This window comes from Pseudomonas rossensis (genome assembly GCF_039888995.1).
Lineage (GTDB): Bacteria > Pseudomonadota > Gammaproteobacteria > Pseudomonadales > Pseudomonadaceae > Aquipseudomonas > Aquipseudomonas rossensis.
Genome location: NZ_JBBWCB010000037.1, coordinates 1 through 15,374 on the forward strand (window position 1 = coordinate 1; position 15,374 = coordinate 15,374).

Sequence of the window (15,374 nt, forward strand, 5' to 3'; positions counted from 1 at the left end):
TCCCCAGCCTGTACATATCCCATGGCTCGCCCATGTTGGCACTGGAACCGGGCGCCAGCGGGCCCGCCCTCGCTCGCCTGGTCGCAGAATTGCCGAAACCCAAAGCCATCGTAATTGTTTCTGCGCATTGGGAAAGCAATGAGTTGCTGGTCAGCGGCAATCCCCAGCCTGAAACCTGGCATGACTTTGGCGGATTTCCGCAGGCTTTGTTCGACGTGCAATACCCGGCGCCCGGCAATCCACAATTGGCCGCAGAGGTTGTCGAACTGCTGAAGAGCGATGGCCTGCCCGCACGCATCGACGCCGAACGGCCATTCGACCATGGTGTCTGGGTGCCCTTGTCATTGATGTATCCACAAGCCGACATCCCCGTGGTGCAAGTTTCGCTACCCACCCGCGGCGGCCCGGCCCTGCAGACCCGCGTCGGTCATGCCCTGGCCAGTCTGCGCGAACACGGCGTGCTGCTGATCGGTTCCGGGAGCATCACCCACAACCTGCGTGAACTGGACTGGCACGCAGGCTCGGAAAGCGTCGAACCCTGGGCCCAGGCATTTCGTGACTGGATGATCGAAAAACTCGCTGCCAACGACGAAACCGCGTTGCACGATTACCGTCAGCAAGCACCGAATGCCGTGCGCAACCATCCAAGTGATGAGCATTTGTTGCCTTTGTATTTTGCCCGCGGCGCCGGAGGACATTTCAGCGTGACCCACAAGGGATTCACCATGGGGGCCTTGGGCATGGACATTTACCGCTTCGGATAAGCTCGACCTGTGGCGGCCAGGCTCAGACCACATCAACCCCGACATGAATCGCGTCGTGCCGCCAAAACTCCAGATCACAATCAATCAACCGCTCATGCTGATCGTAATTGACCCGAGCGATGCGCAACCCCGGACTCCCCACCGACACCCGTAAAGCCGCCGCCGCATCCACCGACAACGCCGTCGGCACAATCTCGAAACGCACCCGCCCGTAGTGCAAATCGTAATGCCGCGCGTACAACTCGGTAATCGACTGATTCAAATCGAAATCCAGAATCCCCGGAAAAAACTGCGGATTCAAATAGTGCTCCACATACAACACCAGCCGCTCATCGATCCGCCGCGCCCGGCAAATCTGAATCACGCTCGACAACGCCGGCAACTGCAACCAGGCACAGACCGCCACCGACGCCGGCTGCAACCGCGCCGAAATCACCTCGGTGGACGGCACCCGCCCCTGTGCACTGACCATCGCGTGAAAGTGACTGCGCTGCATCAGGTTATAGGCCAGGCGCGGTGGCGACACGAACCAGCCACGGCGCTCCTCCCGATAAATCTGCCCCTGGGCTTCCAGTTGCAACAATGCTTCCCGCACGGTGATCCGCGTGGTTCCGAACAACTCACTGAGCTTGCGCTCGGCCGGCAGTTTGCTACCGGGCGCCAACAGGCCATGGTCAAGCTGTTCCTGCAGAACCTGCCCGATCGCTGTCACCGCTTTGGTTGTCTCGATGCGCATCAACGTTACCTATCTGGACTAGACCAGCACTGTTTCGGGGCGGAACCGCGAGTCAATCGGCTCCCTACAACTCCCGGCAAGCCTAGGCACTGCTTATGACTGACAGATGACAAAGCCGCCGAACGGTTGATCCAGACACCTGCAATTTCATGGCCAAGTCCTTTCATATCAGCTCTTTAGCCATGGTCTACGCTTACCCGGAGCCTGAGCATTCCAGCGCTGAACATAGAGCTAGACCGGTCGTCGACATCAAAATGTCATCCAACCGGCCTAAATTGGCTCAGGTATTGCTGACCTAGACCAACACAACCGCAATCGCAGCGTTGAAAACGCCCAAAGGAGCTTCGGATGAAACAGCTTTTCCTGGCCTCACTGTTAGGCTCGACCATTGCCATGTGTACCGCCGCGATGGCGGCTGATAGCGATTTGAAAACCCTGGAAGCCGCGGCGAAAGCGGAAGGTGAGGTCAACAGCGTCGGCATGCCCGACAACTGGGCCAACTGGAAAGGCACCTGGGATGACCTGGCCAAGAACTACGGCCTGAAACACATCGACACCGACATGAGCTCGGCCCAGGAAATCGCCAAGTTCAAAGCTGAAAAAGACAACGCCACGGCTGACATCGGTGACGTCGGTGCAGCCTTTGGCCCGATCGCAGTCAAGCAAGATGTAGTGCAACCTTACAAACCCTCTACCTGGGATCAGATTCCAGATTGGGCCAAGGACAAGGACGGCAACTGGGCGCTGGCCTATACCGGCACCATCGCTTTTATCGTCAACAAGAAGCTGCTGCACGGTTCCGAAGCCCCGACCAAGTGGGCTGATCTGAAAACCGGTAAATACAAGGTTTCCATCGGTGACGTGAGCACCGCCGCCCAGGCCGCCAACGGTGTACTGGCCGCAGCACTGGCCAACGGTGGCGACGAAAAGAACCTGCAACCAGCGCTGTTGCTGTTCGCTGATATCGCCAAACAAGGACGCCTGTCCATGGCCAACCCGACCATCGCCACGATGGAAAAGGGTGAAATCGAAGTCGGCGTGGTCTGGGACTTCAACGGCCTGAGCTACAAGGCCAAGATGGCGAATCCGGATGATTACGTGGTGCTGATTCCATCCGATGGCTCGGTGATTTCCGGTTACACCACCATCATCAACAAATACGCGAAAAACCCGAACGCCGCCAAGCTGACCCGCGAATACATCTTCAGCGATGCCGGTCAGATCAACCTGGCGCGCGGCAACGCCCGTCCGATCCGCGCCGACCACGTCAAATTGCCGGATGACGTCAAGGCCCAACTGCTGCCTAACGAGCAGTACAAAAAGGTCACGCCGATCAAAGACGCGGATGCGTGGGAAAAGACTTCCAAGGCTTTGCCGCAGAAGTGGAACGAAGAAGTCATCGTCGAAATGAAGTGATGCGGTAGCCCGCCAATTGGAGGGCTAATGGAGATCCCTGTGGGAGCGAGCTTGCTCGCGATAGCGGTAGCGCAGTCAACATCTCTGTTGAAGGTCAGCCCGTCATCGCGAGCAAGCTCGCTCCCACAGTGGAGCGAGTAAATTGCGAATACCTGTTTTGCGGAGTTTTTGCCCCTATGAAGCACAACGTCATCCTTGTGGTGCTCGACGGCCTCAATTACGAAGTCGCGCGCCACGCCATGGGGCACCTGCAGGCTTACGTTGGCGCAGGACGCGCAGCGCTCTACAAACTGGAATGCGAATTGCCGGCGCTGTCCCGTCCGCTTTACGAGTGCATCCTGACCGGCGTCACGCCGATCGATAGCGGCATTGTTCACAACAATGTCTCGCGCCTGTCCAACCAGCGCAGCATCTATCACTACGCCAGCGATGCCAGCCTTGTAACCGCCGCCGCGGCCTATCACTGGGTCAGCGAGCTGTATAACCGTTCGCCGTTTATCGCCGCGCGGGATCGTCACACCGACGACCCGGACCTGCCAATCCAGCACGGTCATTTCTACTGGAACGATCACTACCCGGACTCGCACCTGTTCGCCGACGCCGAAAACCTGCGCCTGCGTCATGCGCCGAACTTTTTACTGGTCCACCCCATGAATATCGACGACGCCGGGCACAAGCACGGTCTCGACACCCCGCAGTACCGCAACAGCGCCCGCTCGGCCGACATTATTCTGGCCGACTATCTGCACACCTGGCTCGACACCGGGTATCAGGTGCTGGTGACCGCCGACCATGGCATGAACAACGACCGCTCCCACAACGGCCTGCTGCCGGAAGAACGCGAAGTACCGCTGTTCGTCCTCGGCGACGCTTTCAGCTTCAATGCCAACGCCGCACCGAAACAGACTGAAATCTGCGGCACCGTCTGCGAACTGCTGGGTGTGGCCCACGACAAACCTGTATGCCAGGAGCTGCTCAAGTGAACACCATGACGCGCGGAAAATGGCTCGCAGCCTTGTGCCTGGTGCCTTTCGCACTGTTCTTTATCGTGTTCCAGATCGCGCCGCTGTCCTGGGTGATGATCAATAGTCTGCAATCGGAAGAGTTCGGCTGGGGCATCGCCAACTTCACCAGGATCTTCAATTCGAAGTTCTATCTGCAGGCAATCCAGTTCAGCCTCGAGATCAGTTTCTGGTCCAGCGTGTTCGGGATCATCATCGCGGTGCTCGGCGCCTACTCCCTGCGCCGGGTCGACTCGAAGCTGCGCAACTTCGTCAACGCCTTCGCCAACATGACCAGCAACTTTGCCGGCGTGCCTTTGGCCTTCGCGTTCATCATTCTGCTGGGCTTCAATGGCAGCTTCACCATCATGCTCAAGCAGGCCGGAATCATTCAGGACTTCAACCTGTATTCGAAAACCGGGCTGATCATTCTCTACACCTACTTCCAGATCCCGCTCGGCGTGTTGCTGCTCTACCCGGCCTTTGATGCCCTGCGCGAAGACTGGCGTGAATCCGCCGCGCTGCTCGGCGCCAATGGCTGGCAGTTCTGGCGGCACATCGGTTTGCCAGTGCTGACCCCGGCGCTGCTCGGGACGTTTGTGATCCTGCTGGCCAACGCCCTGGGCGCCTACGCCACGGTGTACGCCCTGACCACCGGCAACTTCAACGTGCTAACAATCCGCATCGCGGCGATGGTTTCCGGCGACATTTCCCTGGACCCGAACCTGGCCAGTGCCCTGGCTGTGGTGCTGGTGGCGCTGATGACCCTGGTGACCATCGTGCATCAGCTGTTGTTGAAGAGGAGCTACAATGTCTCGCGCTGAACTGGGCCCCGTCGGCATCTACCACCGGGTGGTGGTGTATTTGCTCTTTGCCATACTGTTGCTGCCATTGCTCGGGACGCTGATCTACTCGATCTCCAGCAGTTGGTCGGCGACCATTCTGCCCAGCGGCTTCACCGTTAAATGGTACGTGGAGCTGTGGAGCGATCCGCGGTTTCTCCATTCGTTCGGCCAATCGCTGCTGGTCTGCGTCGGCTCGCTGATTCTGTCGGTGGTGCTGATTCTGCCGTTGCTGTTTGTGGTGCATTACCACTTCCCGAAACTCGATGCGCTGATGAACATCCTGATCCTGCTGCCCTTCGCGGTGCCGCCGGTGGTGTCGTCGGTGGGTCTATTGCAGCTCTACGGTTCCGGGCCGTTCGCGATGGTCGGGACGCCGTGGATTCTGATCGGTTGCTACTTCACCGTGGCGCTACCGTTCATGTACCGGGCAATCACCAACAACTTGCAGGCGATCAACCTGCGCGACCTGATGGACTCCGCCCAGCTGCTCGGTGCCAGCACCTGGCAAGCGGCGTTTCTGGTGGTGCTGCCAAACTTGCGCAAAGGTTTGATGGTGGCGTTGTTGTTGTCGTTCTCGTTCCTGTTTGGTGAGTTCGTGTTCGCCAACATCCTCGTCGGGACCCGCTACGAAACCCTGCAGGTCTACCTCAACAACATGCGCAACAGCAGCGGCCACTTCACCAGTGCGCTGGTGATTTCCTATTTCTTCTTTGTGCTGGTTCTGACCTGGGCTGCCAATATTTTGAACAAGGACAAAAGCCAATGAGCTTCGTCAGCGTCCAACACCTACTGAAAAGCTACGCGGGCACCACGGTGTTCAGCGACATCAACTGTGAAATCCAGAAGGGTGAGTTCGTCACCCTCCTCGGCCCGTCCGGTTGCGGCAAATCCACACTGCTTCGCTGCATCGCCGGGCTGACCTCGGTGGATGGCGGCAAAATCCTGCTCGATGGCCAGGACCTCGTTCCGTTGAGCCCGCAGAAACGCGGGATCGGCATGGTGTTCCAGAGCTACGCGCTGTTTCCGAACATGACCGTCGAGCAGAACGTCGCCTTTGGTTTGCGCATGCAGAAGGTCAACGCCGACGAAAGCCACAAGCGTGTTGCCGAAGTACTGAAGCTGGTGGAACTCAACGATTTCGCCGCGCGTTATCCGCATCAACTGTCCGGCGGACAATGCCAGCGAGTCGCCCTCGCCCGCTCGTTGGTGACCCGGCCACGTCTATTGTTGCTGGATGAACCGCTGTCGGCCCTTGATGCACGGATTCGCAAGCACTTGCGCGAACAGATCCGTCAGATCCAGCGTGAACTCGGCTTGACCACGATTTTCGTCACTCACGATCAGGAAGAAGCCCTGACCATGTCCGACCGGATTTTCTTGATGAATCAGGGAAAAATCGTACAGAGCGGCGACGCCCAGACCCTTTACACCGCACCCATCGATTTTTTTGCCGCAGGTTTCATCGGCAACTACAACCTGCTGGACGCGGACAGCGCCACAAAACTGCTGCAGCGACCGATTACCCACCGCATCGCGATTCGCCCGGAAGCAATCGAGCTGAGCCTGAACGGCGAACTCGACGCACAAATCCGCAGCCACAGCCTGTTGGGCAACGTGATTCGCTACCGGGTCGAAGCCCGGGGCGTGGAACTGGTGGTAGATGTGCTGAACCGCTCGGCGGCCGATCTGCATCCCGATGGTCAACGTCTGGCGCTTTCCATCGATCCGACGGCCCTGTGTGAGGTAGCCTGATGACTTTGCTGATGTTGAAGAGAGAACCGCACTGATGGCCCTGGCAATTTTTGATTTGGACGAAACCCTGATCCACGGCGACTGCGCCACCCTCTGGAGCGAACAAATGGGTCGCCTGGGCTGGGTCGATCCCGAGTCGTTCATGCGTCAGAACAACGAACTGATGGACGCCTACAGCCACGGCAAACTACGGATGGAGGAGTACATGACCTTCAGTCTGGAGCCGATGATCGGGCGCACGCCGGAAGAGGTCGACCATTTGGTAGGGCCTTGGGTGGAAGACTTCATCGAGCCGATCATTTTCAGTGACGCCACCAAAGCCATTGCAGCCCATCGCAAGGCCGGCGACCGGATTTTGGTGATTTCGGCATCGGGCACGCACCTGGTGAGGCCGATTGCCGATCGCTTGGGCATCGACGAGATTCTCGGCATCGAGCTGGAAGTAACGCATGGGGTTTATAGCGGCAACACGGTGGGCACGCTGACCTACCGCGAAGGCAAGATCACGCGTTTGCTGGAGTGGCTGGATGCGGAAGAGGAAAACCTGGAAGGCGCGAGTTTCTACTCTGACTCACGTAATGATTTGCCGTTGCTGCTGAAAGTAGATTTCCCACACGTGGTAAACCCGGATCCGGTGTTGCTTGAACACGCAGAAAAAGCCGGCTGGCCGATCCATCTCTGGAAGTAACCCATATCCTGTGGGAGCGGGCTTGCCCGCGATTCAGGCGACGCGGTGTGTCTGTCATACCGCGTCATCGTTCATCGCGGGCAAGCCACGCTCCCACAGGTGAGTGTCAAACCAGGCTTTCGTCGATCACCAACACCAACTTCCCCGACACCTTATTAGTCGCCAACTCCGCAAACGCCGCTTCGGCGTCCTTGATCGAAAAGGTCTTGGCCAATTGCGGGCTTAAACGCCCTTCAGCAAACAACGGCCAGACATGCTGGCTCAGATCACTGAACAAATCCGCCTTGAACTGATCGTCGCGACTGCGCAAGGTTGAACCCAGCAGTTGCACGCGCTTGGCCAGCACCTGCGCCAGATCCAGCTGCGCCTCACGACCGCCCATCAGGCCGATCAGCACCCAACGGCCATCGAGCGCCATCAGTTTCAGATTCAGCGCGGCGTAGTTGCCGCCCACCGGGTCGAGAATCACATCGAACGGCCCCAGGTCACTCAAGCGGTCCAGATCCCCGTTGCGCACGACCCCACCTTGCGCGCCCAGCGCTTCGCAGTAAGCCAAACGCTCGGCGGAACCGACGCTGACCCAGCATGGGTTACCAAACGCCTTGCACAGCTGAATGGCAGCTGAACCGATTCCACTTGCTCCGGCGTGCAGTAGAACTTTCTCACCTGGCTTGAGCGCAGCCAGTTGAAACAAATTCAGCCAAACGGTCGCATACACTTCTGGCAGCGCTGCAGCCTCCGTCAGGGACAAACCTTCGGGAACCGGCAACACATGCCGTCCGTCGACAACTACCTCCTCGGCCATCCCGCCCCCGGCCAGCAAGGCGCAGACCCGATCCCCAACCTGCCAGGACGAGCCCGGCCCCACCTCGCTGATCACCCCCGAACACTCAAGACCCAGTACCTGACTGGCTCCCGGCGGTGGCGGATAAAGACCCGCCTTCTGTAACAAATCGGCGCGATTGAGACCCGCAGCCGCCACTCGAATCCGAACTTGTCCTACATCACATGTAGGACTGGGCTCTTCCACCCACGCCACTTGACCTTCAACGCCTTGCAATGCTTTCACAGTGCCTCCATAGTGAGTCTGGACTGAGCCCGTAGCTGTAGCGCCGGGCTTTCTTGCATTATGCGACCGGCCCTCGTGGTACCGGCGACTTCAAAGACGGCCTAATATGCGTGATCAATTGTCCCCGCGTCGAATCAGCATGAAGCATTTTTTCCCCAGCACCGCCCTAGCCCTATTCATTGGTATCGGTCTGTTGCCGATGTCGACCAATTCGTTTGCAGCCAATAGCTGGGACAAGCTTCAGCCTGATCGTGACGAAGTGATCGCCAGCCTGAACGTCGTCGAGTTGCTAAAGCGCCATCATTACAGCAAGCCGCCGCTCGATGACGCGCGCTCCGTGATCATCTATGACAGCTACCTCAAACTGCTGGACCCGTCGCGCAGCTACTTCATGGCCAGCGACATTGCCGAATTCGACAAGTGGAAAACCCAGTTTGACGACTTCCTCAAAAGCGGCGACCTGAATGCCGGGTTCACCATCTACAAGCGCTACCTGGACCGCGTCAAAGCGCGTCTGGACTTCGCCCTTGCCGAGTTGAACAAAGGCGTCGACAAGATCGACTTCACCGCCAAGGAAACCTTGCTGATCGATCGCAAGGATGCCCCTTGGCTCAAGTCCACCGCAGAACTCGACGACCTGTGGCGCAAACGCGTCAAGGACGAAGTGCTGCGGCAGAAGATCGCGGGCAAGGACTCCAAGCAGATTCAGGAAACCCTGACCAAGCGCTACAAGAATCAATTGGCGCGCCTGGACCAGACCCGTCCGGAAGATATCTTCCAGGCGTACATCAATACCTTCGCCATGTCCTACGACCCGCACACCAACTATCTGTCACCGGATAACGCGGAGAACTTCGACATCAACATGAGCCTGTCCCTCGAGGGCATTGGCGCCGTGTTGCAGAGCGACAACGACCAGGTGAAAGTCGTGCGTCTGGTGCCTGCCGGCCCGGCCGACAAGACCAAACAAGTCGCACCGGCCGACAAGATCATCGGAGTTGCCCAGGGCAACAAAGAAATGGTCGACGTGGTCGGCTGGCGCCTGGACGAAGTGGTCAAGTTGATCCGCGGGCCGAAAGGCACCGTGGTGCGCCTGGAAGTGATCCCGGCCAGCAATGCGCCGAACGACCAGACCAGCAAGATCGTCCCGATCACCCGCGAAGCGGTGAAGCTTGAAGACCAGGCGGTGAAGAAGTCGGTCCTCAACCTGAAACAGGACGGCAAGGACTACAAGCTCGGCGTCATCGAGATCCCGGCCTTCTACCTGGACTTCAAGGCTTTCCGTGCTGGCGATCCGGACTACAAGAGCACCACTCGCGACGTCAAGAAACTGCTGACCGAGTTGCAGAAAGACAAGGTCGACGGCGTAGTCATCGACCTTCGCAACAATGGCGGCGGTTCCCTGCAGGAAGCCACCGAGCTGACCAGTCTGTTCATCGACAAAGGTCCGACCGTTCTCGTGCGTAATGCCGATGGCCGGGTCGATGTGCTGGAAGATGAAAACCCGGGTGCCTTCTACAAAGGGCCGATGGCGTTGCTGGTCAACCGCTTGTCTGCCTCGGCTTCGGAGATTTTTGCCGGCGCCATGCAGGACTATCACCGCGCGTTGATCATTGGCGGCCAGACCTTCGGTAAAGGCACCGTGCAGACCATTCAGCCGCTGAACCATGGCGAACTGAAATTGACCCTGGCCAAGTTCTACCGGGTTTCCGGCCAGAGCACCCAGCATCAGGGCGTACTGCCGGACATCGATTACCCGTCGATCATCGACACCAAGGAAATCGGCGAAAGCGCACTGCCAGAAGCCATGCCGTGGGACACCATCCGTGCGGCCATCAAGCCTGCGGTCGACCCGTTCAAGCCTTACATCTCGCAGCTTAAATCCGAGCATGACGCACGCTCGGCCAAAGACGCCGAGTTTGTGTTTATCCGCGACAAGTTGGCCCTGGCCCAGAAGCTAATGGAAGAAAAAACCGTCAGCCTCAACGAAGTCGATCGTCGTAAGCAACACGCCGACATAGAAGCCAAGCAACTGGTCATGGAAAACATTCGTCGCAAGGCCAAGGGCGAAGAACCGCTCAAAGAGCTGAAGAAAGAAGACGAGGATGCTATTGCGGCCGAGCCGGACAAGACCAAACCGGAAGACGATGCCTACCTGAGCGAAACCGGGCGGATTCTGTTGGACTACCTGAAACTCAATACCACGGTAGCCAAGCACTAAGTTGTTACAAGCAAGATGATGGCAATTTAATGCTGACGCTCCCCGGAGCGTCATCATACAGTCATCATTCTGTCGTGAAATAAAGGACTGGGAGCACCTCTTTATCCAAGAGAGTGCTCCCAGTCCTTTTTTATCGCCAGAGAAAGCCATGACCACCACAGAACAGCTGAGTGCCTTGAGTTCCATACTGGCTCAAAGCGGTTTGCACAGCTTGTTCCAGCCGATCATTTCCCTCTCTGAGCGACGCATTCTCGGTTACGAAGCACTTAGTCGCGGCCCCTCCAACAGTCCACTGCACTCCCCCCTCGCACTGTTCGCCGTCGCCCGTCAGGCTGGGCGCCTGAGCGAGCTGGAAATCGCTTGCCGTCAAAGCGCCTGCCGACGTTTCAACGAGCAGCAACTGCCCGGCAAACTGTTCCTCAACGTTTCCCCTGAATCCCTGCTCGAAGCCGCCCACCAACCCGGGCGCACCCTGCAACTGCTGCAGGATTTCGGCATACCGCCAAGTCAGGTGGTGATCGAACTGACTGAACAGACCCCGACCGACGATTTCGAGCTGCTGCAAACCGCTCTGCATCACTATCGAGCGATGGGGTTTTCCATTGCTCTGGATGATCTGGGCGCAGGCTATTCGAGTTTGCGGCTGTGGTCTGAATTGCGTCCGGACTACGTGAAGATTGATCGACACTTCATCGACGGTATTCACCAGGACGCCCTCAAGCGCGAATTCGTCGGTTCGATCCTGCAAATCGCCAAGGCCTCGCGGGCGCAAGTGATCGCGGAAGGTATCGAGCTGCCGGAAGAACTCGCAGTGTTGACCGAGATGGGCGTGGATCTGGTTCAGGGTTATCTGCTCTGCCGCCCCCAGGAACATCCACCTCGTGATGCCCGAGCCCTGATGCCCAAACGGGAAAGCACAGCGGTGGCGTTGAATGATGAAGTCAGCGACCTTAGCGCTTTGCTCAACGACCAACCGGCAGTGGGTCGCGATACACCGACCGCCACCGTCCTGGAAGCCTTTCGCCGCCAGGCCAACCTGAACTCCCTGGCGGTACTCGACGAGCAAGGTCAGCCCTGCGGCATCGTCCACCGGCATTCGCTCTCCGACGCGTTGCTCAAGCCTTTTGCCACCGACCTGTTCGCCCGCAAGCCGATCAGCCGTTTAATGAGTGATGACTTCCTCGCCGTTGAGATGAGCCAGTCGCTGCAACAAGTGAGTCGCCTGATCACCAGCCGCGCGCGGCAGCGCATCGAAGAAGACTTCATCATCACCCTCAACGGCGGTTACCTGGGACTGGGCCGAGTGATCGACGTACTCAAACTGATTACCGAACTGAAGATCCAGCAAGCCCGTTACGCCAACCCGCTGACCCTGCTGCCGGGCAACGTGCCGATCCAGCAATGCCTGTCGCGACTACTGCAACAGCAACGGGAGTCGGTGATCTGCTACGTCGACATCGACAGTTTCAAACCCTTCAACGACATCTACGGCTACGGCCGTGGGGACGAAGTCCTGCTGTGCCTGGCGCAATGCCTGAATGATCGCGTCGACCCTTCCCGCGACTTTGTCGGCCATATCGGCGGCGATGACTTCCTGCTGGTACTCGGCCCGGAAGACTGGCGCAAACGCTTGAACCAGCTGCTGGACGACTTCCAGAGCCAATGCCGACGCTTTTATCGCAGCGAACACCTGGAAGCCGGCTGCTTCATCGCCCCAAACCGCCAGGGTGTGCGCCAGGAGTTTGAATTGCTGTCACTGTCGATCGGCGTGGTGCATTTACATCCACAGGCCTGTGGACAACTCGATGCAAGCCAGTTGGCGGAGATGGCATCGCAGGCCAAGCATTACGCGAAGAATGTGCCGGGGTATAGCGTGCATGTGATCGATAGTTTGGCGGTGCCAGCAACCGAGGAAGCATTGGTTGCCGGACATCGGTGATTGCCGCTGCGATCTTGATCGTTCAACTCAGATTGAGGGCGGTGCCTCGGAATTGCGAGACGCCAACTCTTTCAGTTTAAGCTCGGCCAACGGATGTCCTGCTTTGGCGGCCATCTCCCAAAACCGCGCAGCTTCAACCGCATCTGGCGCCTTGCTCGGCGTCCCTGCCAGACTAATCACGCCCACCTGATACGCCGCTTTGCCATCCCCCGCCAACGCCGCCAGGCGCAGCAATCGCACTCCTTCTTCGCGAGCGCCAAGGCCGACGCCGCGAAAGGTCAGGATGTGGCCATAGAAGCTCTGGGCGCCAACATCACCCAGGTTCGCCATGCGTGCGAACTGGCCTTCGAGCCAGCTCCAGCCACGCGGCTGACGCACAAACCACGACCAGTGAAACAGCCTACGCGCCAGCCAGTAACTGGCCTTCGCCTTGAGTCGTAGAAACACTCAGGCCTCTGCCGATTCGGGGTATTCGTACTCGAACACCCGCACCACTTCCGAGGCATGCCAGGATGCTGCGGCCACCCCATCGGACGGCCCGGAGAAACGCCCCAGACGTTCGACACATTCAAAGAATCCGGTGCGTGGCAGGCGACTGGCGCCCTGGCTGATCACCAGCGAACTGCGCAATGGCTGCTCGGCCTTGGCGTCCAGCGCGGCCAGATGTTCAAGGGCGGCGGTCAAGGTTTGCATGGCCGGTGTGGGCAGTTGCAAACGTTCAAGCAACGCCCGGTATGTCAGAAGATGACGCTGGCGGCGCGCCTGATCCAGTTCGCCCAGCAACCCGTCCCAATGTTGACGACTGATGCGTACGCTCACGATTCATCCCTCCACCCTGGCACCGTTAATTCCCAGGCCAGGCTGCGGCGAATCGCAGCATCGGGTAGACGCTCGCCACTTTCGATCAAGGCCAGATAAGACGGGCTGATGCCTACCGTGCGGGCCAACGCCTCGATGGCGATGCCCTTCCCTTCGCGCAAACTGCGTAGTTGATCCAGACCCGGAAGAATCTGGTCTGGTGTTGCTGCGTGACGCTCTGGGGCGACCCGCGGCGGTTGTTCATTGATGCCTGCTGCTTTTAGTAGAGCCTGATACTGAGCCCATGGCAGAACCGCATACTCGGGCTCTCCTTCGCGTGTAATTATCTGAATATCCATGACTACCCCGTAGGACAACAACACTTAGCGAGTCGGCACTTTTCCCTAGAAGTGTAATCCTAACAGCGGCCAAGGTCGCGGGGGTATCAATCTGTGGATGAGATTGAATCAGTTCAGTTTTTTTTCGGCCCCTGAAGTTGAAGTTGTTCCGGGGTATCGGGCAGGCGTTCGACCACCGCAAGCTTTTCCGGCAACTGACGCTTGCGCCAGGCGCGGAAGGCGTTGAGCTCATCGTCGAGAACTTTCATCAGCCAGGCCAGCACCGCGATGTCATCGAGCATGCCGAACACTGGAATGAAGTCCGGAATGGCATCCAGCGGACTGAGGAAGTACATCAGGCCTGCCACCACCGACATCAGCGCTTTGGGGCTGATGGCCCGATACTCACCGCGCCAGTAAGCCAGGCAGAGTGCCTGCAACAGGCGTAGATCATCCTTGAGCTTGCCCAGCCGGTTACCCTGGCTGGCACCTTTGCTGGCCACCGCGAAGAGCAAGGTCGGCAAACGTCCACGCGCGAGCAGGCGTCCGGCCAGAGGCAGGAAACGAGCGAAATTCCAAGGCGTTTTCATCATTCCTCCCACTGAAATGTTATCCACACAAATTGTGGATAACCTTGTGAACAGAGCTGCATTTCACGGCTGAAAGCCCCGTTTCATAAGGGCCTAACTCAGATCGGGCGTTTTTTACTCACATAAAAAAACCCAAGATTTCATTGACTTGGCGCTCTGGCGCGGCTAGCACGGGTGTCCTCAATGGCTATGACTCCAGCCTACAGCATCCGTTCGCTTTGTTTACCTTTGCTGAACGCCAGATGCAACAACGCCCCGCATAAGCGAGGCGTTGTTTTTAGAGCAGACGCTGATTACTTGGTAACGGCGTCTTGTTTTGCTGGATCCTTGATTGCCAGCAGTTCCAGATCGAATACCAGCACCGAGTTGGCTGGAATCGCCGGGCTTGGGCTTTGGGCGCCGTAAGCCAGTTCGCTAGGGATGTACAGTTTGTACTTCTCGCCAACGTGCATCAGTTGCAGGCCTTCGACCCAACCCGGAATCACACCGCTGACCGGCAGATCGATCGGGCTGCCACGCTCGACGGAACTGTCGAAAACGGTGCCGTTGGTCAGGGTGCCGGTGTAGTGAACGGACACTACGTCGGTCGGCTTAGGCTGTGCGCCATCGGCTTTCTTGACCACCTCATACTGCAGGCCCGAAGCGGTGGTGGTTACACCGGCTTTCTTGGCGTTGTCTTCGAGGAATTTCTTGCCGGCAGCTGCCGACTCTTCGCTCATTTTGGCCATACGCTCTTCAGCACGCTTTTGCAGTGCTGCGAAGGCTTCGACCAGTTCGTCATCCTTCAGCTTCTGCTCTTTCTTGCCGACGGCATCTTCGATGCCTTGGGCTACGGCTTTGGAGTCCAGATCATCCATGCCTTCCTGAGCCAGGCTCTTGCCCATGTTCAGGCCAATCCCGTAGGAAGCTTTTTGCGCCGGGGTTTTCAGCTCTACGCTGGTCTGCGAATCACAACCCGCAAGTACCAGGCTAACCAGGGCCACCGCCGCCGCCAACCGATGCTGTTTCATGCTATTTCCTTGTTCATGCGCCTAAAGGGCAATCGAATAAAGCCGCGAGCTTATCAGGCGGCCACGACCAATGGCTACCGGCATGAGAGCAGGAAACTTCTGATAAGTTCAGGTGTTTTAACGCATTTCGGGAATGGGCTGATGAAGCTTCTGTCATCTTGCGCCCACAGAAACCAATAGCAAAACCCCAGCATCTGGCGTAATGGC

General features: G+C 58.2%; 16 protein-coding genes. 9 read left to right on the top strand and 7 right to left on the bottom strand.

Annotated features, from left to right (window positions below; genetic code table 11):
* On the top strand, positions 1 to 764 hold a 764-nt coding region (locus WLY71_RS12275; protein ID WP_347803754.1), incomplete at its 5' end, for a DODA-type extradiol aromatic ring-opening family dioxygenase.
* A 22-nt stretch (positions 765 to 786) separates the two neighbouring features.
* On the opposite strand, the gene WLY71_RS12280 is transcribed toward WLY71_RS12275, so the two are convergent.
* A complete protein-coding gene (locus tag WLY71_RS12280) occupies positions 787 to 1,500 on the bottom strand; it encodes a UTRA domain-containing protein (protein ID WP_347803755.1) in 714 nt (237 codons plus the stop codon).
* A 348-nt stretch (positions 1,501 to 1,848) separates the two neighbouring features.
* Between WLY71_RS12280 and WLY71_RS12285 the strand changes: the two genes are divergently transcribed.
* The 6 genes from WLY71_RS12285 (at position 1,849) to WLY71_RS12310 (ending at position 7,202) form a co-directional block, all read left to right on the top strand.
* The gene (locus WLY71_RS12285) at positions 1,849 to 2,916 is read left to right on the top strand and encodes an ABC transporter substrate-binding protein (protein ID WP_347803756.1); all 1,068 of its coding nucleotides are present in this window, start codon (positions 1,849 to 1,851) and stop codon (positions 2,914 to 2,916) included.
* Positions 2,917 to 3,092: 176 nt separating this feature from the next.
* On the top strand, positions 3,093 to 3,899 hold the full coding sequence (locus tag WLY71_RS12290; protein ID WP_347803757.1) for an alkaline phosphatase family protein: 807 nt from the start codon (positions 3,093 to 3,095) through the stop codon (positions 3,897 to 3,899).
* Between the two features lie 5 nt (positions 3,900 to 3,904).
* On the top strand, positions 3,905 to 4,741 hold the full coding sequence (locus WLY71_RS12295) for an ABC transporter permease (protein WP_347803790.1): 837 nt from the start codon (positions 3,905 to 3,907) through the stop codon (positions 4,739 to 4,741).
* Positions 4,728 to 5,528 carry an ABC transporter permease gene (locus WLY71_RS12300; protein ID WP_347803758.1) on the top strand — a complete coding sequence of 267 codons (801 nt, stop codon included), beginning with the start codon at positions 4,728 to 4,730 and terminating at the stop codon, positions 5,526 to 5,528. Before WLY71_RS12295 ends, WLY71_RS12300 begins: the two co-directional genes overlap by 14 nt.
* The gene (locus WLY71_RS12305; RefSeq protein ID WP_347803759.1) at positions 5,525 to 6,514 is read left to right on the top strand and encodes an ABC transporter ATP-binding protein; all 990 of its coding nucleotides are present in this window, start codon (positions 5,525 to 5,527) and stop codon (positions 6,512 to 6,514) included. Before WLY71_RS12300 ends, WLY71_RS12305 begins: the two co-directional genes overlap by 4 nt.
* Positions 6,515 to 6,548: 34 nt before the next feature.
* Entirely contained in the window at positions 6,549 to 7,202 is a 654-nt protein-coding gene (locus WLY71_RS12310; protein ID WP_046056551.1) for an HAD family hydrolase, read from the top strand.
* Between the two features lie 106 nt (positions 7,203 to 7,308).
* On the opposite strand, the gene WLY71_RS12315 is transcribed toward WLY71_RS12310, so the two are convergent.
* Complete coding sequence (locus tag WLY71_RS12315; protein ID WP_347803760.1) at positions 7,309 to 8,271, bottom strand: zinc-binding dehydrogenase; 963 nt, start codon at positions 8,269 to 8,271, stop codon at positions 7,309 to 7,311.
* A gap of 139 nt (positions 8,272 to 8,410) precedes the next feature.
* Between WLY71_RS12315 and WLY71_RS12320 the strand changes: the two genes are divergently transcribed.
* Both WLY71_RS12320 and WLY71_RS12325 read left to right on the top strand, forming a co-directional pair.
* Entirely contained in the window at positions 8,411 to 10,492 is a 2,082-nt protein-coding gene (locus tag WLY71_RS12320) for a carboxy terminal-processing peptidase (RefSeq protein ID WP_347803761.1), read from the top strand.
* 148 nt (positions 10,493 to 10,640) lie between these two features.
* Complete coding sequence (locus tag WLY71_RS12325; RefSeq protein WP_347803762.1) at positions 10,641 to 12,431, top strand: bifunctional diguanylate cyclase/phosphodiesterase; 1,791 nt, start codon at positions 10,641 to 10,643, stop codon at positions 12,429 to 12,431.
* A gap of 27 nt (positions 12,432 to 12,458) precedes the next feature.
* Here the strand turns inward: WLY71_RS12325 and WLY71_RS12330 are convergent, their stop codons facing one another.
* From WLY71_RS12330 to bamJ, 5 genes are all read right to left on the bottom strand, one after another.
* Positions 12,459 to 12,878 (bottom strand): SEL1-like repeat protein, encoded by a 420-nt coding sequence (locus WLY71_RS12330; RefSeq protein ID WP_347803763.1) that lies wholly within the window; start codon positions 12,876 to 12,878, stop codon positions 12,459 to 12,461.
* The gene (locus WLY71_RS12335) at positions 12,879 to 13,250 is read right to left on the bottom strand and encodes a hypothetical protein (protein WP_003223109.1); all 372 of its coding nucleotides are present in this window, start codon (positions 13,248 to 13,250) and stop codon (positions 12,879 to 12,881) included.
* Positions 13,247 to 13,588: a helix-turn-helix domain-containing protein gene (locus WLY71_RS12340; RefSeq protein ID WP_123369006.1), complete on the bottom strand. Its 342-nt coding sequence runs from the start codon at positions 13,586 to 13,588 to the stop codon at positions 13,247 to 13,249. Before WLY71_RS12340 ends, WLY71_RS12335 begins: the two co-directional genes overlap by 4 nt.
* A gap of 113 nt (positions 13,589 to 13,701) precedes the next feature.
* Positions 13,702 to 14,157 (bottom strand): YkvA family protein, encoded by a 456-nt coding sequence (locus WLY71_RS12345; RefSeq protein ID WP_347803764.1) that lies wholly within the window; start codon positions 14,155 to 14,157, stop codon positions 13,702 to 13,704.
* Between the two features lie 293 nt (positions 14,158 to 14,450).
* On the bottom strand, positions 14,451 to 15,167 hold the full coding sequence (bamJ, locus tag WLY71_RS12350) for a BamJ family beta-barrel-assembly machinery protein (protein WP_347803765.1): 717 nt from the start codon (positions 15,165 to 15,167) through the stop codon (positions 14,451 to 14,453).
* Positions 15,168 to 15,374: the final 207 nt, after the last annotated feature.